The following is a 26,040-nucleotide window of genomic DNA, read 5'->3' on the forward strand; positions in this document are numbered from 1 at the left end:
TCATCAATCAGTTTCGGCTTCCGCCGCTTTCACAACGTCTTCGAGCCACAACACTTCATCCGCTGGCCATGAGCCGTGGGGGAAGTACACGACGCGGCTCACTTTGCCGTCAGGGTGGTATTCGATCTCGGCCACGGCAGGGCATTTGCGGGCGTGAAGGCCGCCGCAGTGCTGGCACTTGCTTTTGTCGAAGATGGTCTTCGTGCCCATGTAGCCGTTGTCCTCCTCTTTCAGGAGGGCTTTGGCCTGTTCCGGGGTCAGCGCCCCGTCAGGCTCAGGAACGGGCTCGGGGCCCGGGTCGATGAGCTCCACAGCGGCTTCTGCGACCTGCCGGAACGACAGCGAGTACGGGGCCGGGAAACGCTCGCGCAGCGCCGCCGCCAGCTCGTCCGGAGTGTGGCGGCGTTTCACTCCTGCACCTCATCAAAATGCGGAAGGGATGCGAACCGGCTCAACACCATGAACCGGTCAATTAACCCATCCGGGTTAAGTCCGTGGACCTTGGCCCGGTACACCTCGGCGGAGGCCCGGTGAACCTCGGCGGCGAGCTCAGCGTCCGTGAATCGAATGTCTCGGTGGACGTAGTGCCATGACGGCGCATTGTCGTACACCGGAGGAATCAGGCCATCGCTGACCCGCCTGACCGGGCAGAAGCAGCGATGCCACGGTTTCCCGCAGTCAGGGCATTGATCATCGCTCATTGACTCAGCTCCTTCAGCTTCCGGAGCGCCTCACTGGCGCCGGACTTCTTCACCCCGTAAACCTCAGCCCACGGGTTCGGGGCCTCCACCGCCGCGGCCGACGCCGGAACACCCGAATACACGGCACCCCAGTCCGGCTCAGCGTTACGCGTCAACACCGGGACCGGGATCCGGATCCCGCCCGGGGTCTCAACCCAATGCATGCCCTCCGGAGGCTCCGAAACCGGACACGGCTCCAACTCCGAAGGAAGATGCCCCACAGCCAACGCCAAAGCGTCCGGCATGTCATCGTGCAACGACTCCTGCCGCGCCTGGATCCGCAAACCGCCCATCGGGGTTGTCGTGGCCGTGATCCCACCCAACTGCCGCAACAACTCCTCATGCTGAGGGATCACAATGCCCCGCTCAGACATGAGCACATGCAACCGGCCGTAGTAGTCCTCTTTCGACTTCTGGCTGGAACCCTGCTGCACAACCCGCGTCCAACCACCCAGACGCCGCATGAGCTCCTCGGACGGGTACGCCCCCACACCGTTCGTTTCCGTCCGGACGTCCAGCATCCACGACTTCGCGAGCTTCTCAACCTCGGACACCTGCGCACCGTACGGGCGCCGCGACGTCTCCACCCACGGAAGAATCACCACAGGGTGAGGGTTCACACCCCAGTCATACAAGGCCCCGGCAAGAACGATCGCATGCGCGTCCTGCTGACGGCCCCAGTCAAGACCACACGAAGCAGGCATTCGGTCACCGTCAGCACGCAACGGGTAATCCGCCGTGCAGGCAAGAATGTCGGACCGGTCGAAGTACGCGTCACCCGAAGTGATGAACTCGCCCTCATACTCGGCACGGAACCGCAACGGCGGCAACGACTTCCGGGCCGCCTCCACCACAGCCGGGTGGATCCACGGCGCATCCAGCAACTTCCACCGGTACGTGCGGGTGTGCTCATCCGTTCCGGACAGGCCCTGCATCGCAAGGTTGAAGAACGCCCCCGCATCACCCCACGGTGTTGAAGCCAACACCACCCGGGCGTCAGGGCGGGCCGTCGTCGTCGGCAACGCAGCCGAGAGCAGGATGTCGTCGGCGACGAACGCGCACTCATCCACGATCAGCAAATCCACCGACCAGCCACGGATGCTCTTCTCCGACGCCGGCACCGATAGGATCCGGGAACCGTTCTTCAGGACAATCCGGGTCTGCGTCGGGTCCTCCGCGAGGGAACCGCTCAACAGCGGGTGATCGAACGCCTCACGTACCATGTACAGCAGACGAATGGCCGCCGTCTCCGACGCCGAAACGATCATCACGAGCTGGTTCGGTTTCCGCAGCGCCGCATGGGCCGCCTTCAAGCTCAGAGACTCCGACTTGCCACACTGACGCGGGGCCACCACAACCGTCTGCCGCTTCCGGAGCTCCATCGCGTCGATCTGCCACGCCGTGCGTGGCTTACCAACCAGGGAGCAGAACAGGCCGAAATCATCCTTCGCGGCGCGGACGTCTTCGAGAGTCGGCACAAACCTCCCGGCAGGTTAGAGAATGCGGCGCTGTAACGGGCGCCTCCCGGCTGGAATCAGTACCAGCTGACTTCACTAGCGGATCCCCTCAGGAGACAGCCAAGAGTGAGAAGCGATAGCCGGAATCGAACCGGCCTAGGGTGCTTTGCAGGCACCAGGCTAACCACTCACCCATATCGCCAAATTACTGCTTCTCGATCTCCGCCCAATACGACGCCAGATCCCGCTGACCGGCCGCGATGTCCTTGCCGAGCTTCGCCAACGCCAACGGCGTCAACCCCAGAGCGTTCGCCAGGTTCAACGCGTGAGCCTCCCACCGGCGCAACATATCCTCCGGGGACATCCGCTTCGACGCCGACGACCGCCGCCGCGTCCCGCCCTCGAAGATCTTCACCCGCTCATCAACCGTCGCAAGCTCCTCAAGAGCCTTATCCGGGCCCATCCGCTCGCACATCTCCCAATACAACTCAATCCGGGAACGCACCCAACACCACGACTTCAACGTGTCCCGCACATACGGCTGCTTCACATGCTCCGGAAACCCCGGATCCGCCAAACACGCATCCAACCGGGCCTGAGCCCGCAACGACACAATCCGATCCGAATGCGCCCCATAAGACACCGACACAACATTCCCCGGCTCAAACGGGGCATGTGCCGGCGCCTCACTCATCCGACCCTCAGCAACAGCCCGCGCCCTCTTCGCCGCACGCTCCGCCGGATCCTTCGAATGCCCGCCCTTCGCAGAACCCGCCACAGTGACCTCCTGTCCAGCGCGCGCAGCGCGAAAAATTACTTACACCGAGGCCACGGCCACAAAAACCCGAAGATCGACGGGATCGCAGAACGGCGACAGCGGGAACACTCATACACTTCCCAGCCACCCCCACCACCCAAGAGGGACCATTGATGCTTCATCCGACCCCCCGCAATCCGCACGCGTGAAAAAGAAAAAGAGGGAGGAAAAACCCGCAACCAGCGCGCGCGATAAACACGACTGAGGGCTACTACGGGTTTTTGTAGCGCCCTATGTACCGACCCACCCCCCCGGTCAGCTAGAGCTTCTCAGCCCTGCGGCGCTCCTGCTCAGCCACATACCCTTCACGGGGCCTCTGACCGGGCTTCCTGTCCTTCGCGCCGGGCTTCCTGCCACCAACTGGCAGGCCGGCCTTCCTGCGGCGTTCAATGCCAGCCTTGGTCCGTTCCGACCGGCGCAGGGATTCCTGCTTAGCCATCCATGCCGCGAGTCCGACCAGCAGCTCACGCATGGCAGGGTCACCTGTCTTCAACCACGCTTCTTCGTGTGACCAGATCTCAGTGTCACACTCACCCAACTGGCGCAGCACAGACAGTGTGTCTTCCATGCCCCTGCGCGAGAGGCGGTCAAGAGCCCACACCAGCACCACACTGTAGTGGCCTAGGTGTGCACCATGCAGTAGGGCCTTACGTGCTGTATCAAAGGCCTGCCCTTTGCCCCGTGCAGTGCTGTATGCAGAGTCCTCTACCAGGTGCTCCACTACTATCTCCAGACCACGTCTGGCAGCCCATTGACGCAACATGAGGAGCTGATTTTCCGTGTTCTGCTCCTCAGTGGAGACCCTCACCCATATGGCACATTTAGTCATGAACTAAAGGTACCCCTATTTCAGGTACGCCACTAGGGGAAAACCCCTGTAAACACGCCACTGGAGTACCCCAATTCAAATAGGGGTCTATTTCACGCATTCCAGCTCTTCGCGCGCGGGGAAATCCGGGCCTGCCCTGAGCAGGAAAACAGGTCGGCCCGCTCACGTCCTGTGTGTTCCGGTTTTGCCCGTTTTTTTGTTTTTCGGTTTTTCGGTGCGTGGGGTGTGCCGGCGGGGCTTTCGCCCCTTGGGGTGCTCCAGTGGGGTGTCTCAGTCAGTCTCTGGTACGTGAGTGTCCGTAGCCTGTGACTTCGCCTGTTTTGCTGGTTTGGAGTGTCCACCAGATTCGTTCCTTGAGGCGTTCGTCGTGTTCTAGGTCTACGGGGACGTATACGCGGTCGAAGCTGTAGCCGCGGAGCTCTGACCGGATCGTGAGGAATCGGATGGTTCCGCCGTCCGGGAAGTCGATCCGGGTGTTTCCGTTGGATCGGTTGATCTTGTAGGCCAGGAGGCTTCCCATGGTGTCTTCGATGTCGCGGGCGATCCTTTCGGCTGTGCGCTGTGTTTGGCCGAGGATCAGGACGCTTTCACCGGTTGCGGCGGCCACGATGGCTTTTTCCATGTGGATGGTTGACATTTCCATGGCCGTACCGCCTTTCCCCTACAGTGGCTTTTTGGCCGATTCGGCTTGCAGTTCGGTGCGGACGCGGCGTTCGACGAGGACTTGGAGCGGGTCGGGCAGGTAGATCTCTTGAACGAGGTAGCCTTGGCCGGCGAGTTCGTCTTTCAAGTCGATCTGCTGCTGCCAGGACAGCTTGTCGGTGGTGAAGTACCGTTCCCCGAACTGGTTGATGTGCATGAGGCTGGTCGGGATCGCGCGGATCACGGTGTTCATCTGGCGCTGCTCATCCGGTCGCGGGCGGGCTCTGGCGTGTACTTGGCCCGGAATACGGCGCGTTCCGCGATGCAGCGGTGGCAGTCGTACGTGTCCGCGTCGAAGTCGTGGTCAATGCCGCCGTCGAACGTATCGGACGGCAGCGGGAGGGCCACATGCTGGCAGTTGCACTCGCCGGTTTTGAGCACGGAGCAGTAGTTCTTGTGGTCGATCATGGCTTCTCCTCGAACATTCTTCGATTCCACATGGCGAGAAGGGTCATAATTGTGATCGCGTCCGCCTAGGTGGATCATTCACTTATTCGGCGCTAAGCGCGTTTTGTCGAATTGCCGTGCTTCGCGGCGCAGTCGGCGGCGAGGGAGGGGACCACGTACCAGACTTTGCAGACCGGGCACCGCCACTGGTCGTCATGGTTGTGCGGTAATCCCTGAACTGCGCTGGTTCGCATTTAGCCATCCCAAACTCTCGTACATCGTTTGAAAATCACCTGGCACCACGAGTGCGGCGTCCGTGTTGAAACGCTCGATCCCGCCAGCCTCAAGGGCCATGCAGCACAGCTCTGAACAGTCCACGGGCCGGCGTCGTTTCAGCCAGTCGCGGATGAACTTCGGGACCGGGACATGGAAGGCACGGGAGAACAGGATCACGAACAGGACGGCGAGGTTGTACGGGCGGCCGATAAGGCGTTCCGCTTCGGCCACTATGGCGGCCCTCTCCGCGTCTGTGAGCTCGAACCGGGACCATACGAGGGTCGGGTAGTCGCTGATGTTCCTGACGATCACGTACGGCCATTCAGCGGACACGCACCGGGTCTCGTCGATGGCGACGACGGTGTGGTGGGTTTCGGAGTTGGTGACTTCCTCGATGATCCGGCCCTCAAGGCCGGTCGCATGCATTCTGAGTCCGACTTGCCCCGCAATCACAAACCTGCCTTGAGGGCTGTGGACTCTTCACTGTCAAGCTCTTTGATTCGCTTCAAAACCTCGTCAGCGGCGGTTACAGGAAGAGCCATGACCACTCCGTTCCGGGCACGACAAAGCCCCCGAACCATTGGGGGGAGTTCGGGGGCTTTGAAGACTAAAGTGACCTGTTTTTTTGACAGCTCAAGTGTGCCCTGTCAGTATATCGTGAAACTGGGCATGAATTACAAGGATGTAGTTCGGCGTGTTGGTTCATTTGTGTACTGGATATGCTGAGCGTGTCGAAACCTGTTTCCATGGAAACTCTCGATAGGTTTTCCAGCGTTCTTATGGCCGTTCCCGATGACGCATGGAGCTTCCGGTTTGGCTCCGCAATAGGGGCATTCGACCGAAAAGGCCATGTCGTGATCCCGCTTGACGGCAGCTTGTGCAGCCCGGGAATCAACATCTGAGTCATACGTCTCATCGGTGGTCCATGACATGGCTTCAGCAATTGCTTCGAAGTGTCCGCGCTGTGCGCATGCTTGCAGAAGCGCGTAATACTCCCGGACGTAACTATGTTCCCTGCTGTAGGTCTCATAGTCGTAATGTCTCATCATGCGGTTGACTTCTTTTGTTTGTTCCACCTCCCTCGCCACGAACAGGGCGAACATTGCATCATTCACGACGCCTCCTCGGCAGGTATTACGGTCACGGGGAATATGGGGACCTCTTCGGGCTTGGGCCGCTTTGGCAACCCAAGCTCCAAGTGGTCGTCGTTGCCGGTGCGGTGCCGGAATTTCTTGTCTGTCGGTGCATTGGGTGCCGTCGTCATGAGCGACTGCAGTTCGGTCAACTCTTGGCGACGGCGGGCGACGGCGTCTTGCAATCTGCGGAGTTTGGCTCCTTGCTCGGCGGCGATCTGGCGTTCGTCGGCTGTTGCCTCGACCTTCGCCCGAATCTTGGCAAGCTTCCGCTCGTAAGCTTCAACCCTGCGCTCAGCGGCGGCAAGGCGTTCCTCGGCGTTTTCGAGCGCCTTTATCTCGTCCTCGAAACGCCGCATCTTGCGTTCATCCACAGCGATGAAGAATCCGGGTTCTTCGAGCTTGTTCATCGCCGTGCCCTTGCCGAGACCGCGGCCCTTGTGCCGCCTCGCCGCAGCCCTACGATTCGAATAGCGGCGTCCCATTGCCCTCCCTTTCGGGCCTCGGCGGCAGCTTCCACTCCCTCATCCGTTCGGCCATCCGTTCCATGTGCTCCATCCGGCGTTCCTGCTCAAGCTGAACCTGGCTCTTTCGGTACCGGGTGGCCTTACCGAATACTTGCAAATGGAACTCCGCGAATCCCTCCAGCCACCCTTTTCGTAGTCGCTTGAGTAGCGGCTTACTGCGGCGAAAAGAAACCATGTCCCGCTCCCACTGCTCCACCTTGGCAAGGTGCGCCTCGAAGGTCTCGGAGGGGTGAGGGCTAGGATATTCGGGGCGAGGCAGGTTTTTCATGCCTTGACCTCTCCCTTGAGGATCTTCGCGGCACGGCCCGGAACCCAGTCATGGAAGCCAAGGAGACGGCCCGGAGTGATACTCCCTTCCAGGAATTCGGTGATGGTCATCGTTTGCCTTTCGGTTTGGTTCTGGTGCGGCCAGCAGAAGCGTTGCTGACACGGCGGCGAGAATCCAGACGGTGGCGAGGATCGTTGCTAGAAGCCGGGTCATCGGTTCTCCTTGTGGTTTGCTTTGTTGTGGGTCAGGATCCAGACGTGGGCTTCATTCCATGAGCCGAAGGGGCTGCTTTCGTTGCAGGCCTCGCACCGGCCCCTGAAGCCGAGCTCAATCTTTGCTGGCATCGTCGTCCTTCACGCCGTGGGCCTTCACGAATTCCTTTGCCTCTTGCTGCGGGCAGGTTTCGCCGGGTTGCAGGTCAAGGTAGCCGTGGGCTTGGCATCCGCCGTGGTGGTCGAACGAGCAGTAGTCCCGGTCGGTCAAGGAGTGGATCAGCGGGGCCACCTCAGCGAGGGCTTGTGCCCGCAGGAACGGGGCAGCGGCTTCAACTGCGGCTACAGCTATGCCTAGAGCGTCACCTCCACTCTCTACCCGGAGCAACATGCTGCGGATACGCGCTTCCGCCGCTTCGGCGGCTTCTTGGGGGATCATTCGTCGTCCTCGGTTTCGATGGTGGCGACGGCGTACCGTTCACGGCGGCCGACCTCGCGGGTCTGATTCGCCCAGTCCAGCCGTGCCTCTGCTTGATACTCGTTTAGGTTTTCGTGCCGTGCGATTTCACGGATGACTGTTGCGCGGTCTTTCCCGCAACCGCAGTTGCACCCCTGCCCGCTCACTGCCCCGCCTCCACAGCAGCAGCCAGAACCGCGCGGGCGTCGTCTCGGTAGCTTTCTCGGGTTCGCTCGCTCGCGTCCTCCCATGCCGTGAAGCAGCACGAGCAAGCGGCCTGACTGCGGATGCGGTCATGGAGCGCCCGTGCGACCCGTTCCACAGTCTTGGCGTTAATCGCTACCCTGTGGATGCCGCGGGCGGCGTCATGGGCATCCGCGGCGGCGAGGGCGTGGATGGCGCGGATGTCAGGGAACCTAACATCCGATGCGGCGAGTGCGTATGCTGCGGCTTCATCACGAGTTGCGCACTTGGCATATTCTTCGCGGCTCATTCCCCGCCTCCGAGGGCAGCGGTAACGGCGGTGATCGTCGGGCACGGCCAGTGCTGCCAGTTTCCGTCATCCGTCCCGCAACCCACACAGACCTTCACGAGCCGCTCATGGCGACCAGGATTCATGATCGCATCGGTAGAGTCATGAACCTCCAAGACGCCTTCAACGGCGGCGAGCAGCTTGGCGCGGTCCTGCGGCGCGTGAAGTCCTGGCGTTCCATGGTCACGGTAAGCCTCGGCGCGGGTTTTGACGGGTGCGAGCAGTTCACGGATCGACATCACGCTGGTTCCTTTCGTCAGGGGTTGTTGGTGGGTGCCCGGTCGGGCACCCACCAAAGGACTTTGCTAGTCGGCTACGTAAGCCCATTCCCCGGCGAATTCGCGCTGACGGCCCACCGTGTACGTTCCGGGACCGATCTCGATACCGCCGTGTTCTTGATGCATGAGCAGCGCCTTCGAACCGTCCGCGACGGTCAGCGTGCCAAGCGCAAGATCGGTGACCGAGGCGGTCTTGTTGTAGTCCCAGAAGCACTCCCCGGCAGGGTGCAGGGTATGCGTGTTCGTGGACGCTTCTGAACGGACGACCATGACGGTCTTAGGCATCGGTGTCGTAGCGGCGGGCGCATCTGTGCGGAACACGGACACGTCGCCCTGGCAAGCGGCTTTCGTGATCACAGGTACGTCAGCTTCGTGGTCAAGGTAGTCGAGGACTTTGACGCCGGTGGATTGGGTTGCTTCGAGAAGGGTTGTCATGATCGTTACTTTCCTTTGGTTTGGTTTACTTGCGGATTTCGAGGGTGGCGTAGGTGTCACGGTCAACACCGTAGAGTGAAGCGGCAGCGGCAACGGGGTCGGTTTGGTGGCCCTCAACGATCAGGCCGTACTTGTGGCGGGTCCCGTCACGCTCGACCGTGCCGTTAGTGCAGAGCAGCACACGGGCTTTCTGCGCGTACAGGCCGTTCAAAGCTTTGGGCAGGTCGTACAATGCCAGTTCGAACGGCGCGTTACCAGGGTCAGGGACGGGCTTGCCAACGGGTTTCATGCCAGACTTGGCTACGAACTTTTCCCACCCGGTTGCTTCGATAGCGCAACGGCGCACCTCGGCGTTCGTTTCCTTCATGACCGCTTCGAGGGTCCAATCGGTTTCGTGGAAACCAACCGGGAGGCGTGTGCCGTGCCACGCGTTCAGGGTGTACCCATCCGCGTACTCAATGGCGGCACGCTTCGGGCCGTGCAACCTGCCCTGCGCATCACGGAGCACTCGAACTGGGCGTTCTGTCATGAACGCAACAGCCGGCGTTGCATACCACCAGCCAGTGTTATCCATCACCCTCGTGAACAGGCTGAGCTTGTGTTCCAGTTCCGGTGCGTGGATCTTCGCGATCTCGAAAGCCTTGGAGTAGAGCACGGTCCAGTAGGTTTCGTACCAGGACGTGAAGCCGTTGTAGTAGGCGTTGTAGTCATCTTTGAGCTGGTCCCCGAGCTGGCCCCGGAGCTGGTCCCCGAGCTGGTCCCAGAGCTGGTCCCAGAGCTGGCCCCGGAGCTGGTCCCAGAGCTGGTCCCCGAGCTGGCCCCAGAGCTGGTCCCCGAGCTGGCCCCGGAGCTGGTCCCGGAGMTGGTCCCCGAGCTGGTCCCGGAGCTGGCCCCGGAGCTGGCCCCGGAGCTGGTCCCAGAGCTGGTCCCAGAGCTGGTCCCGGAGMTGGTCCCGGAGCTGGCCCCGGAGCTGGTCCCCGAGCTGGTCCCCGAGCTGGTCCCGGAGCTGGTCCCGGAGMTGGTCCCGGAGMTGGTCCCAGAGCTGGCCCCGGAGCTGGCCCCGGAGMTGGTCCCCGAGATGGTCCCCGAGCTGGTCCCCGAGCTGGTCCCAGAGATGGCCCCGGAGCTGGCCCCGGAGCTGGTCCCAGAGCTGGTCCCAGAGCTGGCCCCGGAGMTGGTCCCCGAGCTGGTCCCCGAGCTGGCCCCAGAGCTGGTCCCCGAGCTGGCCCCGGAGCTGGTCCCGGAGATGGTCCCCTTTCAATCCCTTGGCCATGGTCTTGAGTGTCGATAGCGCGAAGATCCCGCCAAGCGGTGAGTCCATCCAGATGAATGCCGGGGCGGCGAGGTTGTTCGCCGTGTACAGCTCACGGACGGCAGCCTCAGCGGTTGCCCGGTCGCATCGTTCGGTGGACAGCGCCTGCGCCATGCGTTCGGTGATGGTTTCTTGCAGCATCGCAAGATCCTCGGGCGTTAGTTTGCCCTTATACGGTCCGTTGTAGCTCATTTGGTGGTTCCTTTGCTGGTGAGGATTTGGTCGCGCAGATCAGCGGGGAGGTTGCGGAGTTTCGCAAGCAGGGCCGGGGTGGTTTCCGGGTCAAGACCGTACGTGGCCGTGGACGGTTCGGTGCGGGTCATGACTGGGCCTCATACTCGGCCCGGACCTGCGTGATCTCGAAAAACGCCGACGCCAGAGTCTGGTTGCCCCGGTAGCAGTCGTCCAAAACCTCAGCGACCTTACCCATCGCCTCAACAGCGGCCTGTTCGCGGGTCATTGCAGATCCCCCGCAAGCTCATCGTCAATGCGTTCCATGTCAGAATCAGCCTTCGCGAAATCAGCAAGATCCCTCGCTGAAGGCGAGTAACCAGCCAGAACAGCACGAGCCACACGCACCGCCGCCTGATTCCGGACAGTCCGGGCCTTCTCCCAGTCCGCGTGCGTGCTCATGCCGCGGCCTTAGCCTGGGTCTGAAGCTCATGAGCGAGCTTCTGCGCCGGCCGGACGGATTCCCATTCCGCACCGTTACGGTCCATGCCAAGGACCAGATCAATCAGTTCAGAAAACTTAGATTCCATGACGTCCCCCTGAATTTGATGGTTGGTTTTTTGGTGTCCTGCGCGGCCAGCAGAAGCGTTGCTAACACGGGACAGAAAGGATTACCCCGCCAACGGATCTTCACGCCGAGCTCCGCGGGTGGCTGTGTTGACTGGCCGCGCAGAAGATAAAACACGGGGGCTGCCGGGATTCGAACCCGGAAAACACCAGTAACTGCTCAGCCCTCCCGCCGCTCATGTAACAGCGGGCTATTCATTTGTGTGTCCCGGCTCCGTGGAGAACCCCGCCGGGGGAGGGCTCTGGGGACCCGAACGCGCGACTGGGGGAACACGCGAACGGGACTCTCCAGGTCTTTTAGTCAGGGCATGATGGACCACTGTCAGGGTTGTGTTCGTCAGTGATGCGCATGGATTCGAAGCTGAGCCTGAGCATTGTCATCTGCTCTTCGCGCGCCCATTGGATGCTGGGATTCTCATCGGCTCCGTTTATCCCCATACAGAAACTCTAGTCTCCGAATGGGTAATAAACAAGTACTTTCGGAGACTCAATGAACTCCGTCAAAGCATCACGCACCCTCCGCGCCATATCGACCGTCAGGTGCGCCGAGGGAACGACCCCAGCACTCTTGTAACTCTCCGCCGTTGCCTCGGTTACATCGCACGAGATCCACACGCAGGGTTCACTCGCCAGCGAGGACTCATGAACGCTGACGCGGTTGCCGTAGCGGTCGGTGAAGTCGGCAAAAATCCCAAAGCCGCGCCCGGTGTATCCCTCAGGCATCATCGCCGCCCATAGGGTCCGGCCAATTTCCAATCACAGCCCAACCCGCCTGTCTTCGTCTGCTTGTTCCATCGCCGAAATCGCGGCCTCTTCACGTTCCAGGTCCGCATCCACCCGGAAGCACGCGTCACAGTCCCCGCAGCCGGCGCACGCCATGTCCTCAGGCAAAAGCTCCTCATAACTGGCCGCCGCCCGGCCAAAGCCCGGAAAGCTCACGACAACCTCCCCTGGACTGACACCAACCAGGCGAGCTTCCGCAGGTTATCCCCCCGCCACTCCGCCCCGCACTCAGCACACACCCCGTTCGAGATAGCACCATCCGGGCCGTACACCACCGACAAGGCAGGCTTCGTGAAGATATGCCCGTCCTCCTCCCGGTCCACCACGCGGGACACCTGACACTCAGGGCAAGCCCCGACGATCTCCCACCGCCGTGTCGGTATGAGCAGCCCCTCAATCGCGTCACGCCACCCGCAAATGATCCGCTCCGCCTCCGTGAAGGCCTCAACAGAGGACCGGGCCGCCATAGCCCACGCCCTCAGTTCTGTGGCGACCTTGCCCCGCCCCTGGCCCTTGTGGACGGCATGCAGCAGCCACCAATGATGGGACGTTACCGGCACAATCCCGTCACTGCCGTAGTACAAGTCATAAGCCTCGGCGGCCAGCGGGATCGGCGTCCCGCCAGCACCCTTCACGGTCGGTTGCATGGCCGAGTTCGCGATGGCCATCTTCAACTGCACCAGCAGAGGGAGGGCCGTCACCCAGTGCGTGCCGCCGTCCTCGTCCTCGATCCGGTGCTTCGACAACCGGGTCAGCAATCCAACAGCCATGTCCAGATTCAGCGTTTCCATCAGACCCTCCCCATCAGTGCGTCCGCAGCAGCCCATTCACGGTCCAGCTTCCGCCGCTCCGTCATCGTCAGCAGCACCGCCCGCTCATACACGGCGACGACACGGGCCGTGGGTGCGCGGTAGGACTCCATGGAATCTTCCGTGGACCTCACAACCTCCCCGACAGGCTCCACCCGGTACAAATCCCCGCGGCCATACATGCTGGCGTGGAACTTCGCGTACAGCCGGTTCGGGGTGAAGTACACCGAAGCCCACCGTGACGGGCCATCCATGCCCATGTGCGCTTCACCCTTGGCCCGGGCCTCACACCACGGGCACCCGTCGTGCTGCCTCCGAGAGTGCCCCGGTTCCAGGACGTCCCCGACCATCAGCCCGTCCACGCCGCCGTGGTAGAAGATCAGCGTTCCCATGGCTTAGCTCCCATCCCCGTCCAGCCGTTAGCGGCCCTCGTCTTCGCCTGACGGTCCGCGCGGGCCAAACGCTCCAACTCCTGCCGGATGCGCTCCGCGTCCGCGTCAGCCACCTTCTGCGCCCGATGACAGCCACGATTCCGGTGCTTCGAACACGTGCCGAACGGCGTCCAGCAACACTTACGCGAGCAGGGAGAACCTGACTTAGCCGGCGCGTTCTCCATCACTGCTCCTGTTCCGGGCGGTGGCCGGCGAGGATCGCCGCGAAATCCGCGAGGCTCATGTAAACGATCTGATCTTGCGGCTTGCCCTTGCCGTGGCGTTTCGCAATCACAACCCCGGCCAATGCGTCGAGGTTCCCGCGCTCCACCTCAGCTTCGGCAAGCGCCGCTCCGACGTTCAGGCGTGCCAGGTTCTTGCATTCGACGGCGATGCGCTGCCCGTGGATCTTCACGCCCCGGATATCGCCCTTGTCTTTGTTCCCGGTCTTTACTTGACGGTCAATGCCGTCGTCGTCCAGCGCCTCGGCAAGGTAGTCGGCTGTGGCCCGCTCAAAGGACGAACCCTTCTGCCGGTGGTAGGCCGTCATGACTGATGCCATTTCAGGGAGATCCCGCGACCGTACGGGCCGGGACGGAACTCAGCATCCAGCTCATGGCCGGTGCTATCCGACTTGCGCTCCGTGGAGGCCACGTTCCCGCCGGCGGGGCGGAACCCGTCATCCACGGGTTTCATCTCATGCCGGTGACTGCCACGCCACGCCTCAACAGCGGTCTGCGCGTACTCTGCGTCCTTGCTGATCCACGTGAACTGCGCACCACACGAACAAGTTTCTGATACTTGGGCCATCAGCACGTCACCTCAATCGTTTCCTCGACGCAATCCGCGCACACCAGATCCGGGTCATGCCCGCACTCGGTTCGTTCGACGGTTTCTGATCCAGGCATTGAAGCCTCCTTTTCTTGAGTCATGCCGCATCCTTCCCGAAGTCCGGAGCGCCCCCGGGCCGCGGCTTCTGAGTGCGATCGATGTTCAGCGCGAAACCTTCACGGGTCACATGCGGGTAGCCGTAGTTTTCCCGGCATGATTTGCAGTAGTCGTAGTACCAGGACTCGTTTTCGTCTTTCGGGTTCCGGCATGCACCGCCGCCGTCCCAGCCTTTCCCGCCACACCATCCACAGCGGCCCATCGCGGCCCACACGCATGTGTAGACCGTGAACGGCGGGGTTGGCGCCGGCTCGTCCAGTTCAGCGAAAATGTCACCCTGCCCGGGGATCTCATCGCTCATTCCCCAGATGTCCTTTCCATAAAAGTTCCTTGATTGAATTCCGCCGAATCGAACGCTGAATCGGTCGGTTCCCGCTTCACCGGGACGCAGCCGCCGCAAAAGAAAGAGCGGCCACGCTTGGTCATGGTCTCCACCGCGAATTTCCGCAAACACTCCACACACAGCCGCTCACCAGACAAGCCAGCCGTCTCCGGATTCCCCCAAAACTCCGGCCACAGAATCGCCGGCGGCAGCTTCGCTTTTGGGTCATTCATGGCCTTCTCTGCTGCTGACGTCACTTCCCCGAGTGAAGCGCCCCTGTTCGCTGCGATGCCAAGCTGAGCCTTGATGGCCTGGGGGTGCCAGTTGGGGCGGCGGCGGCGAATGATGTTGATCAGGTCGTCGGCGTCGGCTTCGTCAAATTTGAGCGGCATTTGGGAGTCGGGCATTTCATTGGTCCTCCGGAATCTTGCCGAAGCTTGCAATAGCGTCCCGGAACCACTCAGGCATCTTCGTGCGCGGTGCCGGCTTAGGCGGGTCCAAAGCCCTCAACCGATTCACCTCTAGTGCGTGTAGCTCGCGCGCCTTGCGGAGGTTCGAGATGATGTGCGCCGGAACGAGATAGTCCGACGACGTCCGGCGATGGATCGTCAGGGCCGCCATGGCGATGTCATAAGGAACATGCCCGATGACCTCGTGCCATGCCTCGACGGTTTCACGGTCAATCTTGCGATTGTCGATAAGGGCAGCCTTGGCGAGGATCTTCGCCGTTTCACTTTTCTCCATTGCGTTCTTCCTCTGCGTACTGTGCGGCGAGCTCAAGCCCGGCTATGGCCCGCTCCGTTCCGGTGGCTTGACGTGTTCTGATTGCTTGGCCTCCCCCGTTGGCTTCGCGCTGGGCTTCGAATATGAATCCGGGTAATGCTCCTGGCCCCAATGCTTTTGCGTACCAAAGTTCAATGCCGCGGCGGATATGAGCTTCGGATATTCCGTCTTGAAGAGCGACCGTGACATGAGCCGTTAGGTCTTGGCGTGTTTTCGAAGGGAGAGTTTCCGGGATGCGGTCGTTGAATTGGTTCACGATCTTCGCTCCGGTTTGAACGGTGGTTCGTCGTGAAACTTCAACTTCGCGCTCTGCAACGTAGTTACGTAACGGAACCACAGCGGCCTGTTCCCCTGTTCCCCTGTTCCCCTGTTCCCCTGTTACAGGCGCGAGGGTTTCGGGAGATATCGCGACACTCTCGCGAATTTCAGAGTCTTTGTACTCCAAAGTCCCGTCAGGACGCGGATTTCTGCCCTTCCCCGGCTTGTCGATGCGCTGAGCTGACTCCCAGAACGAAACGAAGAGCAGGCGCTCTCCTTTGGTCTCATATCGGTGCACCAAACCGGCCCGGTGAAGCTCGGAAATCGCTTCGGACACCCTCGCGACAGTCTCGCGAGGGTTGGAGAACATGTCGCGAGGGAACACATCAGAGACAATCAATTCGATGTCATCCACGCCCACTCCGTTATCATCGACATAGGATTCAAGGCCTTTCAAAACCAGCCTTGCGTCCCATGAAACGGAGGCAATTCTTTTTGATTTCCAGAATTCCGGTTTAGTCCCACGGATTCTCACACGCGCTTTCCTTTCCGTGGTCCGTAGGCCTCCCGTGTTGCGGCGAGGAGCCTGGCATGGCCGTCGCTATGCGGGGTTGGCATCTTGGGGTGTTTGAGTTCCTCAATCGTTCTGAGGGCAACCGCCAATTTGCGTTCCGCCTCGGTCAACTGCTGGGCGATGGTTAGGTCACCGGAGTACTCGTACGTGCGCGTATTGAGATCGGTCATCACGCCACCGTCCTTCCGTACGAATCATTGAGAAAGAACCAGCTGTTTGACGCCCGGTCGTAGACGGGCCTGACAAGCAGGTAATCGGCCTCCCAGCGCTGCAACTTCCACCCCATAGCCCGTGCTTCGTCCGCGGCGGGTCCTGAGGATTCGAGAAGGCCGTTCTGAATTGAACAGAAAGTGATGACGTTCGACGGCATGTTCAGGAGCTTGGAGCCACCCATGCCGCGCCCCACGCGATGTTGCGGGACGAGCCCTTCAGTGGTGCCGCAGTGGTAGCAGCGGGCCCCGTCGCGGTCCAGGTACTTGCTGAACTCTTTCGCGGTCATCATGATGATTCACTGACCCGCCAGCCCTCGGCGGGGACCCTGCGGCGCCGGCGGGCGGTCAAGAACGCACCCAGACCGGAGATGGTGTTATGGAGCCGGACATTATCCCGGGCCACTTGGACCGGTGTCCGGGATTCCTGCATGCGCGGCTTCCCATCCTTGTCGGACTTTGCGCAAGACAGGCACCGCCCATCGGCATGCTGCGTCCTCAGGACACCGGCAATGTACTGCCTGTCCGCCTTCTTGCTGCGCGGCTGTGTCTGGCGTCCGCAGCCGGGGCATGTCCTCAGCATCCCGCACCGGCCTGTACACGGTCGGTTTCGGCCATCCATGTCCGGTGCGCGGCTTTGAACGCCTCACGTGCCGGGACGGTGTGCGCTTCGTAGTACTCCATGAATCCTTCTTGGCCGTACAGGTGCGGGTTAGCCGCGGCGACCGTGCAGAACTCCATGTACGCGTCCGTCCGGGCCTTCTTCGCGGCCTGGTAGGCAGGGTCATTCCAGTCGTTCATGGCTTCGTCTCCACTTCGGCTAGTACTTTCGCGAGGTCTTCTCCCTCGAAGAACAGCGCGGCCAGAAGAACCACGCAGTGCATGGCGTTCTGAATTTCCGTCGCGTGCTGATGGTGGGCGATGATTGCCCGCGCTTGAGGGTCGTTCGCTCCCCAACTCATATCGATGTCCTTGCTTGGAATTCGTCGGCCATGCGGGCGTCAGCCCGGGCCGTCCTGTGGGCGTCGAGTTCGGCGTGCAGTATGCGGAGCGCTTCACGGTTCGCCGTTACCATCTGCTCGGCCAAGCGATATGCTGCATGGGCCTTGTGTACTTCTTCGTCCATGTCGGCGTACCGGCCAGCGACCTCGGCTGACTTCTCGCCTTCAAGTCGGCACTGCACCACGACTCGGGCGTAGCGGCGGCCATACTCGGTCTTGGCTTGTGCGTACGTCCACGACTGAACCTCAAGGTCTCGGTGGTATATCCACATCTTGGCCAGGATGAGGTTCGCGCCGTCGAGCCTGCGGGACGACAGCTTGTTCAGCTCTTCATTCCTGTCCCACCCGCTCATGACTTCTGCCCCTGACGGAAAAGCTCAATGGTCATGATCTCCGCGCCCTTAGAGGACCAGCCAGCCGCTATGAAGGCGTTCCGGTAGCCGGTGAACAGTTCAACCACGGTGACGGCCGTGTCCATGCTCTGGAAAAGTTTTTCGGCGTCGGTCACTGTTTCACCGCCTGTTCCAGCCGCTGGCCAACAGTCAGCAGCAGGTCGTCCCGGCCCGTGTCCCTCGCCCACTCCTCGAACGCGTCAACAAGAGAATCGACATAAACGTGCAAGGCCGCACGCTTCGTGTCCGCGATCGTTTTGGACGATGCGTCCTCGTTGATCAGGCACGCCGTCAGGTACTCCGGAACGTTCTCCTCGAGGATGACGTTCGGCGGCAGGTTCTCCCAAAGGCCCGGGCCCATCTGGAAGAAATGGATGTCCCGCTGACCCATGTCAAGGAACGCGATGGCGGCCGCGTATTCGTCTTCAGTGGTCATTGTGGCTTCGCCTTGTTCCCTTCGGCCTTGATCCTGTCGAGGATTGCCTTCGGCGCCTTCTGCGACTGGGCATCGTTGTAAAGCTTCAGTAGCGCGTCTCGGTCGCCTGCGGCTTGGTCAATCGCTGCTTTCCAGTCCGCAAGCACCTGCTCATCGACTGCGGGTGCCGCGCGGCCCTGTGAGCGGGTCTGTGAGGCGCGCGGCTGCTCCCGTTCCTGCTGCACCCGGACCTCCTCATAAGAGGCGATCCCCCTCTTCGTGTCCGCAGCCAGGACCGCGACAATCGCGCGGCCCCACGCCGCCGTCTCAGCGTTCTGCAGCTCAGACCCGCGGGTGAAATTCGTGGCCCCCGGGATAGGTTCGTACGCCATCCCAATACCGGGGCGCGTGTCCTCTGGTGTGCGGTACGCCGCAGCAACGACGACGACGGACTGGTTGCCGTTGATCGTCTCGAACGTGTACGGCTTGGCGAGGTCTGCAGGCTGCAGTGAGCCGTCCGGGTATTTGGTGCGGAACTCCACGATGCGCTCACCAACGGTGATGTAGTCGTCGGAAAGTTGGAAGCCCATCAGCCCTTCACCTCGGTGAGGGTTGTCCCTTCGGGTGCCCAGATCTTCACCGCAGGGTCGCCTTCACGGTCTGGCCGTTCCGTGAATTGGATGGGCCAATCCGGGTACCATCCTTCGCCGGACGCGACGACGGCGATCTCCCATTCCCCGGTGAATTTGGCCGTCACGCCGAGCCTCCAGCCGTCAGGGGATTCCAGGACTCCTTCCCACTTCCCTGAGCAGTCGAACTCTTCGGAGATGGCGCCTTCGACCTCAATAAGGTCATCGGACGCACCGTAAATGATGATGGGTTCGGTGCTCATGGTCAGCCCTGCTTCCGTGCAGCGGCGCGGGTCCGGCGGGCTACCTTGTTCTTCGCGCGGCGGCGCTTCACCTCGGCAGGATCAACAGTCCCGGAGTAAATGTGCCCGGTAGCGGGGAACTCGCTGTGACCGAACCGGGCAGCCCGCAACGTGGCACGGTTCGCGTGGTTATTGCGGAGGCGGCGCGCGTTCTGGATGTCAGCCATCCGGGTCTTCCGGAAACCAGTCCGGATCCGCTCGAGTGAAAGCATCATCAGGACGCTCTGCTGCTTTACGGCGGACTGGGCTTTCAGTTCTGCAAATTTCATGGCTAAATCAGGCTCTCTTCCAACTTGGCTAGGGCGTTCAAAAGGAGGACGGACTGGCGGAGGAGACGAAAATTCGTCATGTCCTCAGGGATGGCCGAAACCGTGTCGATGATCTCGGTGAGGGTGGATCGGACGGCGGCGGCCAGAAGATTCTCAAGCTGCGTCACCAAAGCCTGGGCCTCGATGATCGCGGCGGCACGGCGGGAATCCGTGGTGTCCCACGGGAGGGCGTTCAACACGCCCGGTTTCGGGAGGGTCGCCAGCTTCGCGCGGGCCTCGTCGAGTTGGCGGGACAACTCCGTTACCTTCGGGGTGGTCATCACGCCTCCTTCAAATGCGGGATGCCATCCTTGATGGCGATGCCGTATTTCAACGCGCGCTGGGTAAGTTCGATCTTTAGCGCTAACTGCGAAAGTGTTCCCTGAACCTCATCCAGCAGTAGGCGCTCGCTTGCCGCTGGGGACGGCGATACTTCTTTGCCGTCAACCACTTCACTGAGGGAAAATCCCAGGATTCTAGCGAGGGCAGCAGCCTCACCTAGACTTACGTGACGTTCTCCGCGTTCAATGCGGCTTACCTGAGCCTGATTCGCGTTGTCCCACCCGGAGTCCTGCATTAGGGCGGCAAGGTCAATCTGCGATAACCGCAGACCATTTCGGCAACGCCAAACAGCTTCTGCAAACCGGGATTCCAATGTGTTCATTTCATGCTTCCTTCAAATACGGGACGCCGTCTTTGATCGCCACGCGAGAGGCGATTTTTTTGCCGTCGTAAACGGCGAATTTCGCGGTCCCCATAAAGGCCAGGAGGTGACCCTTTGCTTTCAGCAGTTCCGACTCGGAGACCTTCGCGTTGTTCGCCGCTTCCAAGTACTGCTCCGCGATCTCGTCAGGGATCACGGCCTCCGCTTTGGGGTCAGGGATTGACGGGTTCAGGCGGCGGAGCGTCTGATAGGTGGAGTCGGAGCCGTCAATATCCGGGGCAACGCCCTCCGTGATGGAGTCAGCGAACGCTCTGGCTTTGGCACGCACGGCGTCGGCCTCGAACGGGTCAAGCTCGAACGGGTACTGCACATAGTCACCGGAAAGGTTCGCGTACCCAGCCACCCAACCCATCGGGAACCCGAACACGTCCAGCTGCCATTTGAGCTGCGCGATGTACCCAGCGCTCGGACCGTCCGCCCAGTCCGCGAGGGAGGGGAAGGTCTTCAACTCCACGACGGAGTGAGCGGTAGGAACCTCAGACGGGGTATCAACGAGGTGCACGAGACGGTCAGGGTTGCAGCCCTGCCACGGGTGCAGCGTGGACCGCCACGAACCCGTCTCCTGCAACGAGTACTCAGGGTTCTTCTGCATGAACTTGCTGGCCACGAACGGCTCCATGAAATGCCCGTAGTCCAGTTTGTTCTGCCACCGTTCGTCCGGGGTTTTCGGTTCGATCAGGCCGGCCTTCTCATGCCAGAGCGTGTACGCGGACTTGAAATGGGACAGGCCAAGGATGGACGCAATGTCCGAGGACCCGATGACCTCGCCCCGTTGGGCGTGCCATTCCGGGGAGTCCTGCTCGAACGTCCCCACATACTCGGCGTTCCCGAGGATGGTCGATTCTCTGATGACGGTCACGCTTCGACTTCCTTCGCTTTGGTGCACCGGCACCGCCAGGGGCCGACGTGGACGGGGCGGTGCTCTTCGGAGTCATCGACCCAACCGGTCATGCTCAAACCGCACGCCACGCAAACGACGGTGACGTTTCGTTTCACTGCCTCAGGCCCGCGTTGAATCGTTCCCGGAGAATCTCGATTCCACCGGCGAAGTACGCGCCGAGCTGGAACGCGTCCCCGAGCTCCGGGAAAGCACCGGCGAGTTTCCGGACGTTGTTCATGTCGGCTTTCCCGAACGTGCTCAGCAGGCTTTCCGTGAAGCTGCCCGGCTGCCAGCCTTCGCGTTTGAAATACCAGAGGACGTGCGCGGCGGCTTCGTGCTGCTCCTGCGTGATCTGCGCGGTCATCGCGCACCTACGGCTTCGACCAGAGCGGTCAGGTCGTCAGCATTGACGGGGCAGGAAGCGGGCCCGAGATCCCACTCCTCACGGAGCTTGTCGTACTCATCGAGCACGGCGTTGAGGGCGTTGAACCGGGCGTCGTCCTCAGGAATTGGCGTGTAAGGGAAGAGTTTGTCCACCCATGCTTCGCGGAGGCGCTCTTCAAGCTCGAATTGGCGCGTCCTCCAAAACGCCATCTCCGTGATAGTCGCGCCGACTTCCGGGATCGGATTCAACGGAGACGCCGAAAGCAGGCGCGGAACGAGCTCGAGAAGCCGCTGACGCCCGTCGTCGGTCATATTGTCATTGGCGCGCCACGCGTAACCGAACACCACCGGCTCGGTGCACTTGGGCCTGTCGCTGAATGCCTCGCCGGCGACCATGGAGACGTACTCCATGACGCAAGCGCCCTGCTCCTCGCGGACGTGGCTGCCCTTGGCGAGCCGCACGAGCTTGTCAAAAATCTTCATCGCGTCCTCAAATCGTCGTCAACACGGTTGTCACAGTCCGGGTGGTGGGTGGTAGTGGTGACCGGGAAAGGCCCGATCCATTCCCGCGTGCTGACGCACAACGGGTTGTGAGTGGCGGGCTTCATGACACGCCCCTGATGAGGGTGATGATGAAACCCAGGGCGTAAACGACCACGGCGAGAAGCGTGAGATCCACAAGGAAGCGCCTGACCTGCTCCTCGGACGGCTTCGCGTGCTTGCTCATTTCCCGCACCCGGCCTTCCGCCTCCGTGCGGCGGCCTCATTGATGTTCCGGATGGCTTCCGCCGGTGTCGGATCGCGGTAGACGATGTTGCTGTAAAGCTCGAGCATCTCGGCCTCCGTAGGCTCGTGGATGTAGTCCCTGTGCCGGCGCATCGCCAGCTTTGCTGTTTTCTTGATGTAGGAGCGGTCGGCGTCAGGAACGTCCTCACGGACGCGGTTCTCCCAGAACGCCAGGGTGAATTTGGGCATGACAAATACCCCTATCTCCGAGGGACGGACCCAAGGGTGAGGTGAAAAAGGGCATGACGCATCGACCCGAAATGGGCGATGGGCTAAGCGAGGAAGAAGGGCCTACTAGGGGCGCTTCTGGGAAGGTGATTCAGCGGGGGCCTTCAGGCCGCCTGCGCGGCGTCCGCTGGCCGGGGCCTAAGCAGTGACGCGATTCGGTCTGCTTGTTCGGGCGTCAGCGGAGGAGCCGCAGCAACGATGCTGGCAACGTGGCGCCAATACTCCGCATCCTTGATCATGCCGCGTCCGGGGCCTTGATCAGTTGGACGGGGAGGATCTGGCCCAGATGGAGGCCGAGGGCCTGGGCGATCTGGCCCAGTTCTTTCAAGGTGAAGTCTGCATGGCCGTCAAGCTTGCGATCGAACGTTGTGCGCGGGATTCCGGAGGCCTTGGCAAGCACGTTCCGGTTTGTGTTCTTCTCGACGATGCCGAGGGCGATGTTTCGGTTCGTGGCTGAGACTATCTCAGCGATGTTTGTTCCCATACAGACACTGTAATCTCCGTATGGAGATTTTACAAGTAGGTTTGGAGACTAGTCATGAGTGTCTCGCGCGTAGTCAATTAGCTAGTTAAAGCAAGCACCTAGCGTGTCGTGTCGCGCACAAAATATCTGGACGGGTTGCTTTATCGTCCAATCGATGGATATTATTCCCATATGGGAACTTATGGAACTGACATCCAAGCAGCATTGATAAAGCAGATCAAAGCTGAGATGGCCGCCCTGGACTGGAAGCAACCAGAACTGGCGCAGAAGGCCGGCATACCCAAAGCCTCACTCCACCGCTACCTCTCCGGCGACCGCGACCTGCCGCTTCCCGCGTTCCTTAACATAGCGAACGCGCTCGGCCTGTCCCTGGGTGAATTGACCGAGCGCGCTCAGCGCCGCCTAGACGGCAAGGATGTCCTGTAACTTCATACCGTAGAGCTCAGCGAGCGCCCCGACCTCTCGAATGGTCATGGGGCGCTCTTTCTTTTTAACCCCAAGTACAGCTTCAGCACCAAGCCCCCAAGCCGTGCACAGTTCCCCAATGGAAGTCTCCAGCAAGAGAGATTCCAACCGCTCAAACTTCACCATTCGCCCCTATCCGAATATATATTCCAACTCCACGAGCCCATGACGGGGTGCCCTGACGGGGCATCAAATCTTGCGCTGAAGAGACCGGTTTTATCCTACGGCGTTAACGTACCCTAGATAGGCATAGGATCTTAAATTAGGCAAAAACTGCGTAAATACTAGGTATTTTGGGCAACTTAGCTAGACTGTGCCTAATTAGGGACGAAATGGGCACTCTGAGAGACGCAACCTCCCGAGAGTGCAGCGACGAGCGGATACGATCATGACCATGCCTCAACGAAAACAGAATCCATCCGGCCCCTTTGCGCGGGCCAGCTCGGCTGAGGTCCGGGCAACCATGGCCCGGAAACGGGTCAGTGCTGCCAAGTTGGCCGCGAAGGCGGAGATGTCCCCGAGTTACCTCTCAACCAGGCTCAGGGACGATCTGCCTTTCACGCTTAATGACATCGAGGCTATCTGCAAGGCCCTTGAAGAGGACCTGGACGCACTGCTTCACACGGCTGTGCAGAACGCAGCCATCCCGGAATAAGCCACCGGTTCGCACCCACCCAAAACAGGAAGGCCCCACCGTTTGGTGGGGCCTTCCTCTCGTAGTGTTTTGGAATATATCTCCAGTGCAGTGCATTGCAGCCGTCACGGTGATGGGCGCCGGCAAGTCACGGAAATCCTGTCCCTTGGCCGACGCGTGGAAAACGGCATCATTGAATCTTCGACCGTCTTCGCGATGCAGGACGGACAACTCCAGCCGTCAGCACACTCGATGCCCGCAATGGAGAAGTTCTCCAAGGCCGGCTTCGACGTCGCCGCACTTCTCGGGCACCATTGATGGCGCCCTTGCTCGGTGTCCTCTGCGGCCTCGGAATGTTCCTCATCTGGTGGTCCACGTGGGAACAACCTCCCATTGGCGGGAAGGAAGCAAAAGCTAAGCGCCTTGAGGTCCTGCTGCTCACGGCCGGAATCGAGAAAGTGAGCAGCCGCGGCTTCATCGCTTCCTGCCTGGGACTGGGACTGTTCACCATGCTGGTGGTTTTCATCATGACTGCCTCACTCCCGATATCCGGGTGCTTCGGACTCTTCGGTGCCTGGTTTCCGCTGGCTCTCGTCAGGTGGAGGGCACGAAGGCGGGCCGCCACGCTGCGGGGTTTGTGGCCGGACATCGTTGACCACTTGCGCTCGGCCATACGGGCAGGACTTTCGCTGCCGGAAGCCCTCATCCAGCTCGGAGAAAAGGGCCCCGTTGAATTACGGGGACTGTTCCAGGAGTTCGCTGCCGACTATCGGGCAGGAGGCCACTTCGACTCGTCCCTTGGCAGACTGAAGGAACGCCTGGCCGATTCCGTAGCCGACAGGATTATTGAAGCGTTGAGGATAACCCGCGAAGTGGGAGGATCCGATCTTGGCCGACTCTTGGGCACTCTCGCCGACTTCCTCCGCGAGAGTGCCAGGACGCGCAGCGAGCTGGAAGCCCGGCAATCGTGGACCATCAACGCAGCACGCCTTGCGGTAGCAGCCCCCTGGATTGTTCTAATCCTCCTCGCCTGTAGGCCGGAAGCCGTCGCAGCCTACAACTCGCCAGCAGGAGTCACCGTCCTCGCCGGCGGACTCCTGGTTTCCGCCATCTCCTATTGGGCAATGTTGCGCATCGGTTCCCTTCCCGCGGATGAGAGGGTGCTTCGATGACCGCGCTTGTCGCCATGACCGCCTTCGTCGGGCTGGTTCTGGGAGCCGGCCTGTGGCTTGTGTTGATTCGCATGCCGTTCATGCGTGCAATCCCCTTCGCGGAACGCATCGAGCCACAGCTCAAATCGCAGTACGTCGAATCCCGGTTGCTGGCATCGCCTTCCGAGATCGCGCCTTTCGGACCCCTTGAACGTATCTTGCGGCCCGTGTTGCAGGATGGGTGCCGATATCTGGCGCGGTTCAGTTTCGACATCACCGCGCTGAACAAGAGACTCTCAAGGGCAGGTTCCGGCAAAGCGGCGTTGGACTTCCGGGCCGAACAACTGCTCTGGGCAGCGGGCGGTTTCGTCTGCGGCCTCTTCGTTGTAATCTTCAGTGCCGCAGCTGGACGCTTCAGCCCGTTTCCAGCGGTTGCGGCCGTGCTTGCGAGTGCGATCGGTGCGTTCCTTGCCCGTGACTATCTCCTCGGAGTGCAGATCAAGCGCCGCGAACGCCGCATGCTGGCTGAGTTTCCGGCCCTTGCGGAACTGATGGCGCTCGCCGTCGGTGCAGGGGAGAGCCCGGTCGGTGCCCTCGACCGTGTCTGCGCAACAGCGCGCGGCGAACTGGCGAAGGAATTTGCGCTGGTCCTGGCCGCCACGAGATCGGGCAAGTCCCTCGTCGAAGCTCTCCAGGACTTTTCCCGGCGGACCGACCTCGGCCCGCTCGTCCGTTTTGTGGATGGTGTCGTGGTGGCGGTGGAGCGGGGCACTCCTTTGGCGGACGTATTGCGCGCCCAGGCTTCCGACGTTCGGGATTCTGCAAAACGCGAGTTGATGGAGTCAGCAGGGCGCAAGGAGATCGGAATGATGGTGCCGCTGGTTTTCGGCGTCCTGCCACTGACTGTGATCTTTGCCATTTATCCGGGATTGGCGGTTTTAGATCTTGGATTTTAATGAGCCTTTCCGGGGAATTTTTCT

The 26,040-nt window shown here is 61.1% G+C and carries 52 protein-coding genes, 1 tRNA gene and 1 pseudogene; 5 read left to right on the forward strand and 49 right to left on the reverse strand.

The genetic code is table 11. The features are described 5' to 3' along the window. Nucleotides 1-3: 3 nt before the first annotated feature. The 49 genes from E1809_RS09095 to E1809_RS09300 all read right to left on the reverse strand — a co-directional run bounded on the left by E1809_RS09095 (nt 4) and on the right by E1809_RS09300 (nt 22,810). On the reverse strand, nt 4-411 hold the full coding sequence (locus E1809_RS09095; RefSeq protein ID WP_133203918.1) for a hypothetical protein: 408 nt from the start codon (nt 409-411) through the stop codon (nt 4-6). Then, nucleotides 408-701: a hypothetical protein gene (locus E1809_RS09100; protein ID WP_133203919.1), complete on the reverse strand. Its 294-nt coding sequence runs from the start codon at nt 699-701 to the stop codon at nt 408-410. Before E1809_RS09100 ends, E1809_RS09095 begins: the two co-directional genes overlap by 4 nt. Next, nucleotides 698-2,218 (reverse strand): terminase large subunit domain-containing protein, encoded by a 1,521-nt coding sequence (locus E1809_RS09105; protein WP_133203920.1) that lies wholly within the window; start codon nt 2,216-2,218, stop codon nt 698-700. The genes E1809_RS09100 and E1809_RS09105 overlap by 4 nt, the downstream gene beginning before the upstream one ends. A 110-nt stretch (nt 2,219-2,328) precedes the next feature. Continuing rightward, nucleotides 2,329-2,399 (reverse strand) — tRNA-Cys (locus E1809_RS09110). A 3-nt stretch (nt 2,400-2,402) separates the two neighbouring features. After that, entirely contained in the window at nt 2,403-2,672 is a 270-nt protein-coding gene (locus tag E1809_RS09115) for a hypothetical protein (protein WP_133203921.1), read from the reverse strand. Nucleotides 2,673-3,273: 601 nt separating this feature from the next. Beyond that, entirely contained in the window at nt 3,274-3,843 is a 570-nt protein-coding gene (locus E1809_RS09120) for a recombinase family protein (RefSeq protein WP_133203922.1), read from the reverse strand. Between the two features lie 274 nt (nt 3,844-4,117). Then, complete coding sequence (locus E1809_RS09125; protein ID WP_133203923.1) at nt 4,118-4,486, reverse strand: hypothetical protein; 369 nt, start codon at nt 4,484-4,486, stop codon at nt 4,118-4,120. Between the two features lie 18 nt (nt 4,487-4,504). Next, on the reverse strand, nt 4,505-4,738 hold the full coding sequence (locus E1809_RS09130) for a hypothetical protein (protein WP_133203924.1): 234 nt from the start codon (nt 4,736-4,738) through the stop codon (nt 4,505-4,507). Then, nucleotides 4,735-4,953, reverse strand: coding sequence for a hypothetical protein (locus tag E1809_RS09135; RefSeq protein ID WP_133203925.1), 219 nt, complete (start codon nt 4,951-4,953; stop codon nt 4,735-4,737). Before E1809_RS09135 ends, E1809_RS09130 begins: the two co-directional genes overlap by 4 nt. 192 nt (nt 4,954-5,145) lie before the next feature. Next, nucleotides 5,146-5,634, reverse strand: coding sequence for a hypothetical protein (locus E1809_RS09140; RefSeq protein WP_133203926.1), 489 nt, complete (start codon nt 5,632-5,634; stop codon nt 5,146-5,148). A 248-nt stretch (nt 5,635-5,882) separates the two neighbouring features. After that, nucleotides 5,883-6,323, reverse strand: a complete 441-nt coding sequence (locus tag E1809_RS09145; protein WP_133203927.1) for a zinc finger domain-containing protein — start codon at nt 6,321-6,323, stop codon at nt 5,883-5,885. Then, nucleotides 6,320-6,751 (reverse strand): hypothetical protein, encoded by a 432-nt coding sequence (locus tag E1809_RS09150; protein ID WP_133203928.1) that lies wholly within the window; start codon nt 6,749-6,751, stop codon nt 6,320-6,322. The genes E1809_RS09145 and E1809_RS09150 overlap by 4 nt, the downstream gene beginning before the upstream one ends. A gap of 49 nt (nt 6,752-6,800) precedes the next feature. After that, entirely contained in the window at nt 6,801-7,136 is a 336-nt protein-coding gene (locus E1809_RS09155; protein ID WP_133203929.1) for a hypothetical protein, read from the reverse strand. Nucleotides 7,137-7,463: 327 nt separating this feature from the next. Next, nucleotides 7,464-7,787: a hypothetical protein gene (locus E1809_RS09160; protein WP_133203930.1), complete on the reverse strand. Its 324-nt coding sequence runs from the start codon at nt 7,785-7,787 to the stop codon at nt 7,464-7,466. Further along, nucleotides 7,784-7,972: a hypothetical protein gene (locus E1809_RS09165; protein WP_133203931.1), complete on the reverse strand. Its 189-nt coding sequence runs from the start codon at nt 7,970-7,972 to the stop codon at nt 7,784-7,786. The genes E1809_RS09160 and E1809_RS09165 overlap by 4 nt, the downstream gene beginning before the upstream one ends. Further along, nucleotides 7,969-8,298, reverse strand: coding sequence for a hypothetical protein (locus E1809_RS09170; protein ID WP_133203932.1), 330 nt, complete (start codon nt 8,296-8,298; stop codon nt 7,969-7,971). The genes E1809_RS09165 and E1809_RS09170 overlap by 4 nt, the downstream gene beginning before the upstream one ends. Further along, entirely contained in the window at nt 8,295-8,579 is a 285-nt protein-coding gene (locus E1809_RS09175; RefSeq protein WP_133203933.1) for a hypothetical protein, read from the reverse strand. The genes E1809_RS09170 and E1809_RS09175 overlap by 4 nt, the downstream gene beginning before the upstream one ends. A 63-nt stretch (nt 8,580-8,642) precedes the next feature. Continuing rightward, nucleotides 8,643-9,050 carry a hypothetical protein gene (locus tag E1809_RS09180; protein WP_133203934.1) on the reverse strand — a complete coding sequence of 136 codons (408 nt, stop codon included), beginning with the start codon at nt 9,048-9,050 and terminating at the stop codon, nt 8,643-8,645. 25 nt (nt 9,051-9,075) lie between these two features. Then, nucleotides 9,076-10,554, reverse strand: a complete 1,479-nt coding sequence (locus tag E1809_RS26615) for a DUF6745 domain-containing protein (RefSeq protein ID WP_165962259.1) — start codon at nt 10,552-10,554, stop codon at nt 9,076-9,078. Beyond that, complete coding sequence (locus E1809_RS27695) at nt 10,551-10,685, reverse strand: hypothetical protein (protein ID WP_268908668.1); 135 nt, start codon at nt 10,683-10,685, stop codon at nt 10,551-10,553. Before E1809_RS27695 ends, E1809_RS26615 begins: the two co-directional genes overlap by 4 nt. After that, a complete protein-coding gene (locus E1809_RS26620; protein ID WP_165962260.1) occupies nt 10,682-10,822 on the reverse strand; it encodes a hypothetical protein in 141 nt (46 codons plus the stop codon). The genes E1809_RS27695 and E1809_RS26620 overlap by 4 nt, the downstream gene beginning before the upstream one ends. A gap of 169 nt (nt 10,823-10,991) precedes the next feature. Beyond that, complete coding sequence (locus E1809_RS27700; protein WP_268908669.1) at nt 10,992-11,123, reverse strand: hypothetical protein; 132 nt, start codon at nt 11,121-11,123, stop codon at nt 10,992-10,994. Between the two features lie 334 nt (nt 11,124-11,457). Further along, nucleotides 11,458-11,598: a hypothetical protein gene (locus E1809_RS27050; protein WP_205754145.1), complete on the reverse strand. Its 141-nt coding sequence runs from the start codon at nt 11,596-11,598 to the stop codon at nt 11,458-11,460. 318 nt (nt 11,599-11,916) lie between these two features. Next, a complete protein-coding gene (locus E1809_RS09190) occupies nt 11,917-12,099 on the reverse strand; it encodes a hypothetical protein (protein ID WP_133203935.1) in 183 nt (60 codons plus the stop codon). After that, entirely contained in the window at nt 12,096-12,734 is a 639-nt protein-coding gene (locus tag E1809_RS09195; protein WP_133203936.1) for a DUF7340 domain-containing protein, read from the reverse strand. The genes E1809_RS09190 and E1809_RS09195 overlap by 4 nt, the downstream gene beginning before the upstream one ends. Then, the gene (locus tag E1809_RS09200) at nt 12,734-13,144 is read right to left on the reverse strand and encodes a hypothetical protein (RefSeq protein WP_133203937.1); all 411 of its coding nucleotides are present in this window, start codon (nt 13,142-13,144) and stop codon (nt 12,734-12,736) included. Before E1809_RS09200 ends, E1809_RS09195 begins: the two co-directional genes overlap by 1 nt. A gap of 223 nt (nt 13,145-13,367) precedes the next feature. Continuing rightward, nucleotides 13,368-13,733: a hypothetical protein gene (locus E1809_RS09205; protein ID WP_133204041.1), complete on the reverse strand. Its 366-nt coding sequence runs from the start codon at nt 13,731-13,733 to the stop codon at nt 13,368-13,370. 378 nt (nt 13,734-14,111) lie between these two features. Beyond that, on the reverse strand, nt 14,112-14,432 hold the full coding sequence (locus E1809_RS09210; protein ID WP_133203938.1) for a hypothetical protein: 321 nt from the start codon (nt 14,430-14,432) through the stop codon (nt 14,112-14,114). Then, complete coding sequence (locus tag E1809_RS09215) at nt 14,429-14,860, reverse strand: hypothetical protein (protein ID WP_133203939.1); 432 nt, start codon at nt 14,858-14,860, stop codon at nt 14,429-14,431. The genes E1809_RS09210 and E1809_RS09215 overlap by 4 nt, the downstream gene beginning before the upstream one ends. Before the next feature lies 1 nt (nt 14,861). Continuing rightward, complete coding sequence (locus E1809_RS09220) at nt 14,862-15,197, reverse strand: hypothetical protein (RefSeq protein WP_133203940.1); 336 nt, start codon at nt 15,195-15,197, stop codon at nt 14,862-14,864. Beyond that, nucleotides 15,184-15,909, reverse strand: a complete 726-nt coding sequence (locus tag E1809_RS27055) for a hypothetical protein (protein WP_205754146.1) — start codon at nt 15,907-15,909, stop codon at nt 15,184-15,186. Before E1809_RS27055 ends, E1809_RS09220 begins: the two co-directional genes overlap by 14 nt. A 116-nt stretch (nt 15,910-16,025) precedes the next feature. Next, complete coding sequence (locus E1809_RS09230; protein ID WP_165962261.1) at nt 16,026-16,241, reverse strand: hypothetical protein; 216 nt, start codon at nt 16,239-16,241, stop codon at nt 16,026-16,028. Continuing rightward, a complete protein-coding gene (locus tag E1809_RS09235) occupies nt 16,238-16,570 on the reverse strand; it encodes a hypothetical protein (protein WP_133203942.1) in 333 nt (110 codons plus the stop codon). The genes E1809_RS09230 and E1809_RS09235 overlap by 4 nt, the downstream gene beginning before the upstream one ends. Before the next feature lie 283 nt (nt 16,571-16,853). After that, on the reverse strand, nt 16,854-17,078 hold the full coding sequence (locus E1809_RS09240) for a hypothetical protein (RefSeq protein WP_133203943.1): 225 nt from the start codon (nt 17,076-17,078) through the stop codon (nt 16,854-16,856). Then, on the reverse strand, nt 17,075-17,239 hold the full coding sequence (locus E1809_RS26625; protein WP_165962262.1) for a hypothetical protein: 165 nt from the start codon (nt 17,237-17,239) through the stop codon (nt 17,075-17,077). Before E1809_RS26625 ends, E1809_RS09240 begins: the two co-directional genes overlap by 4 nt. After that, nucleotides 17,236-17,631 (reverse strand): hypothetical protein, encoded by a 396-nt coding sequence (locus E1809_RS09245; protein WP_133203944.1) that lies wholly within the window; start codon nt 17,629-17,631, stop codon nt 17,236-17,238. Before E1809_RS09245 ends, E1809_RS26625 begins: the two co-directional genes overlap by 4 nt. After that, a complete protein-coding gene (locus E1809_RS26630) occupies nt 17,628-17,786 on the reverse strand; it encodes a hypothetical protein (protein ID WP_165962263.1) in 159 nt (52 codons plus the stop codon). The genes E1809_RS09245 and E1809_RS26630 overlap by 4 nt, the downstream gene beginning before the upstream one ends. Further along, entirely contained in the window at nt 17,783-18,106 is a 324-nt protein-coding gene (locus tag E1809_RS09250) for a hypothetical protein (RefSeq protein ID WP_133203945.1), read from the reverse strand. The genes E1809_RS26630 and E1809_RS09250 overlap by 4 nt, the downstream gene beginning before the upstream one ends. Further along, a complete protein-coding gene (locus tag E1809_RS09255) occupies nt 18,103-18,675 on the reverse strand; it encodes a hypothetical protein (RefSeq protein WP_133203946.1) in 573 nt (190 codons plus the stop codon). Before E1809_RS09255 ends, E1809_RS09250 begins: the two co-directional genes overlap by 4 nt. Further along, nucleotides 18,675-18,977: a hypothetical protein gene (locus tag E1809_RS09260; RefSeq protein WP_133203947.1), complete on the reverse strand. Its 303-nt coding sequence runs from the start codon at nt 18,975-18,977 to the stop codon at nt 18,675-18,677. Before E1809_RS09260 ends, E1809_RS09255 begins: the two co-directional genes overlap by 1 nt. Before the next feature lie 2 nt (nt 18,978-18,979). Beyond that, nucleotides 18,980-19,285 carry a hypothetical protein gene (locus E1809_RS09265; protein WP_133203948.1) on the reverse strand — a complete coding sequence of 102 codons (306 nt, stop codon included), beginning with the start codon at nt 19,283-19,285 and terminating at the stop codon, nt 18,980-18,982. Between the two features lie 2 nt (nt 19,286-19,287). Beyond that, nucleotides 19,288-19,605, reverse strand: coding sequence for a hypothetical protein (locus E1809_RS09270; RefSeq protein WP_133203949.1), 318 nt, complete (start codon nt 19,603-19,605; stop codon nt 19,288-19,290). Then, nucleotides 19,605-19,988, reverse strand: coding sequence for a helix-turn-helix domain-containing protein (locus E1809_RS09275; protein ID WP_133203950.1), 384 nt, complete (start codon nt 19,986-19,988; stop codon nt 19,605-19,607). The genes E1809_RS09270 and E1809_RS09275 overlap by 1 nt, the downstream gene beginning before the upstream one ends. A 1-nt stretch (nt 19,989) precedes the next feature. Continuing rightward, nucleotides 19,990-20,907 (reverse strand): lambda-exonuclease family protein, encoded by a 918-nt coding sequence (locus tag E1809_RS09280; RefSeq protein ID WP_165962264.1) that lies wholly within the window; start codon nt 20,905-20,907, stop codon nt 19,990-19,992. Between the two features lie 133 nt (nt 20,908-21,040). Then, nucleotides 21,041-21,292, reverse strand: a complete 252-nt coding sequence (locus E1809_RS09285) for a hypothetical protein (RefSeq protein WP_133203952.1) — start codon at nt 21,290-21,292, stop codon at nt 21,041-21,043. Beyond that, nucleotides 21,289-21,795 (reverse strand): hypothetical protein, encoded by a 507-nt coding sequence (locus tag E1809_RS09290; RefSeq protein ID WP_133203953.1) that lies wholly within the window; start codon nt 21,793-21,795, stop codon nt 21,289-21,291. The genes E1809_RS09285 and E1809_RS09290 overlap by 4 nt, the downstream gene beginning before the upstream one ends. Before the next feature lie 121 nt (nt 21,796-21,916). Continuing rightward, a complete protein-coding gene (locus E1809_RS27705) occupies nt 21,917-22,039 on the reverse strand; it encodes a hypothetical protein (protein ID WP_268908670.1) in 123 nt (40 codons plus the stop codon). Next, a complete protein-coding gene (locus tag E1809_RS09295) occupies nt 22,036-22,287 on the reverse strand; it encodes a hypothetical protein (protein ID WP_133203954.1) in 252 nt (83 codons plus the stop codon). The genes E1809_RS27705 and E1809_RS09295 overlap by 4 nt, the downstream gene beginning before the upstream one ends. A 274-nt stretch (nt 22,288-22,561) precedes the next feature. Further along, nucleotides 22,562-22,810, reverse strand: coding sequence for a helix-turn-helix domain-containing protein (locus E1809_RS09300; protein WP_133203955.1), 249 nt, complete (start codon nt 22,808-22,810; stop codon nt 22,562-22,564). Between the two features lie 171 nt (nt 22,811-22,981). Here E1809_RS09300 and E1809_RS09305 point away from each other — a divergent pair, with 171 nt between their 5' ends. The 5 genes and pseudogenes from E1809_RS09305 to E1809_RS09325 all read left to right on the forward strand — a co-directional run bounded on the left by E1809_RS09305 (nt 22,982) and on the right by E1809_RS09325 (nt 26,016). Continuing rightward, entirely contained in the window at nt 22,982-23,236 is a 255-nt protein-coding gene (locus tag E1809_RS09305; RefSeq protein WP_133203956.1) for a helix-turn-helix domain-containing protein, read from the forward strand. A gap of 433 nt (nt 23,237-23,669) precedes the next feature. Next, nucleotides 23,670-23,930 (forward strand): helix-turn-helix domain-containing protein, encoded by a 261-nt coding sequence (locus E1809_RS09310; RefSeq protein ID WP_205754147.1) that lies wholly within the window; start codon nt 23,670-23,672, stop codon nt 23,928-23,930. An 84-nt stretch (nt 23,931-24,014) separates the two neighbouring features. Then, nucleotides 24,015-24,227: pseudogene (locus E1809_RS09315) on the forward strand (CpaF family protein); the annotation flags it as partial. After that, nucleotides 24,227-25,081 (forward strand): type II secretion system F family protein, encoded by an 855-nt coding sequence (locus E1809_RS09320; protein ID WP_133203958.1) that lies wholly within the window; start codon nt 24,227-24,229, stop codon nt 25,079-25,081. The pseudogene E1809_RS09315 and the gene E1809_RS09320, both read left to right, overlap by 1 nt. Then, on the forward strand, nt 25,078-26,016 hold the full coding sequence (locus tag E1809_RS09325; protein ID WP_133203959.1) for a type II secretion system F family protein: 939 nt from the start codon (nt 25,078-25,080) through the stop codon (nt 26,014-26,016). Before E1809_RS09320 ends, E1809_RS09325 begins: the two co-directional genes overlap by 4 nt. Nucleotides 26,017-26,040 lie beyond the last annotated feature (24 nt).

This window comes from Arthrobacter terricola (assembly GCF_004354015.1).
Lineage (GTDB): Bacteria > Actinomycetota > Actinomycetes > Actinomycetales > Micrococcaceae > Arthrobacter > Arthrobacter terricola.